Below are 2,004 nucleotides of genomic sequence, written 5' to 3'. Positions count from 1 at the left end.
GCCTAGATCCATTCATAGCACGTTTGCTGGGGCCGTTCTCTCAAATTTCCCGCCTCTCCATCCGCGCCCTGAGTTGGCTGCCAGATCAGTTCGCTTTAGACGAGTTCCCGCTGTGGGCTACTGCCTCTACGCGCATCGTGTGGGCCATTGCGTTCCCCTCCTTGCGGCTTGCGCGGCGCGGCATAGAGCGCGCGTCAAGCTGGTCCTGAAGGCGACCGTTGAGGACCATCATTTCCTTGAGCGCCTTCATCACGTCGCCCCTGTGAACGGCAACGAACTTGTCGGCGACGGCTTGAAGGGCGGCTTCTTGTCGGCTGTCCAGCGTCACAATGTGGTCCATGTGAGCGTCTCCTAATGTCTCGATCGTTAGTGAACAAAAAGAGAACATAAATGTCAAGAGCGGATTGACCAAGCGAGGAATGAGTTCCTATTTTGGGGCTATGGCTGACACTGGTGGAAGACGAAGGCGCGGCGGCGAATGGAAGCTTGGCAATGCCCACGAGATTGGGCAGCTTGTGCTGGTCCGGTGCGGTCTGTGCAACGTCAAACGATGGTATCTGCCGAGTGATCTGAAGGAAATCTTCGGGGACATTGAAGCGGAATTGGTGGGAGGCAAAATGAGTTGCAAGCGGTGCGGCAAGAATGAGTACATGGATGCCGAAACACAAAATCCATCGGCCCGAGAAAGGCAGGGCATCAGGGTTACGCGGCTTGCAGAAATCAGGATGGTACGGCGAGTTGTCTGGCGGGATGAAGGCTGAGGGCCACAAAGCGTCCATTGGGCTTGATCACTTGGCGCGGCGTCCTTTCGTCTTGTACGGTGGGTCAAATAATCAAGAGATTGATCACCAATGCCTTTTAATTTCACGATCCCAAGTCCTACCAGCTCAATTCCCTTCGCCATGCTGCCAGGCACTTCCCTGATATTTGTCGGCTCAAACGGTGGAGGCAAGACGCGCCTCGCCGTGGAGATAGAGAATCAGCTCCAACTCCGGGCGCACCGTATTTCCGCGCACAGGGCGCTGACGCTAAATCCCGCTGTAGCCAAGATCACCGAGCGGAATGCGAAATTGGGCCTTCGAACAGGAAATTCCCGTACGGATGCGAACCTTGGGCATCGTGTTGGAAGCCGCTGGCGAGGCGACATGGCGACTGGACTCCTCAATGATTTCGACGTGCTACTGCAGGCCCTCTTTGCCGATCAGACCAACAAGACGCTGCAGACCCACCAGAGAGTCAGGGCCGGCGATGCAGGTGCGGCAGAGCCGACCAAGTTTGAGCTGTTGGCCGGCATCTGGCAGCGGCTACTGCCTCACCGCAGGCTTGTTATCTCCGGCGACGACATCCGTGTTCAAATCACAGGATCGCAGACGGAATATAACGCCAAGGACATGAGCGATGGCGAGCGGTCAGTGTTCTACATGATTGGTCAAGTTCTCGCCGCCGATCCCGACACGCTCCTTATCTTTGACGAGCCGGAGCTGCACGTTCATCGATCTATCATGGCCAAACTATGGGACGAGATGGAGGCTGCACGCCCCGATTGTGCCTTCATCTTCATTACACATGACCTCGAATTTGCCGCGTCACGGGTTGCCCAAAAGATTGTGATCCGGGACTACAATCCCAAGACCGGTTGGGTGATCGAACCGGTGCCAGAAGAAACCGGTTTCGATGAGCAGATTGCGACGCTCATCCTTGGGAGCCGTCGCCCGATTCTCTTCGTCGAAGGCGGCAGCACAAGTCTCGACACCGTCATATATCGCTGCTGCTATCCCGAGTGGACAGTCATCCCGCGCGGTTCATGCGAAGAAGTAATTCATTCAGTTGTAACAATGCGCGCTAACGCGGACCTTACACGAGTGACCTGTTCCGGGATCGTAGACGCCGATGACTATTCAGGGCCAGAAATTGCGAATCTGGCACGGCTCGGCGTCGCCGTCCTACCGGTTTCAGAGATCGAGAATGTCTTCCTGCTTCCTGCAGTGGGGCGCAGAATTGCGG

General features: G+C 56.2%; 3 protein-coding genes. 2 read left to right on the top strand and 1 reads right to left on the bottom strand.

Annotated elements, in window-relative coordinates:
• Positions 1-85: 85 nt before the first annotated feature.
• Complete coding sequence (locus EN893_RS38360; protein WP_164749064.1) at positions 86-340, bottom strand: hypothetical protein; 255 nt, start codon at positions 338-340, stop codon at positions 86-88.
• Between the two features lie 79 nt (positions 341-419).
• Between EN893_RS38360 and EN893_RS38790 the strand changes: the two genes are divergently transcribed.
• Both EN893_RS38790 and EN893_RS31175 read left to right on the top strand, forming a co-directional pair.
• Entirely contained in the window at positions 420-761 is a 342-nt protein-coding gene (locus EN893_RS38790) for a hypothetical protein (protein WP_236383438.1), read from the top strand.
• Between the two features lie 90 nt (positions 762-851).
• Positions 852-2,004: AAA family ATPase (locus EN893_RS31175; RefSeq protein WP_128362062.1), on the top strand; the 1,153-nt coding region annotated here is incomplete at its 3' end.

It is taken from the genome of Mesorhizobium sp. M7A.F.Ca.CA.004.04.2.1, from assembly GCF_004022825.1.
In the GTDB taxonomy this organism is placed as follows: Bacteria; Pseudomonadota; Alphaproteobacteria; order Rhizobiales; family Rhizobiaceae; genus Mesorhizobium.
Note: the sequence above shows the minus strand (reverse complement) of the source record. Positions and strands in the feature narration are given on the sequence as shown.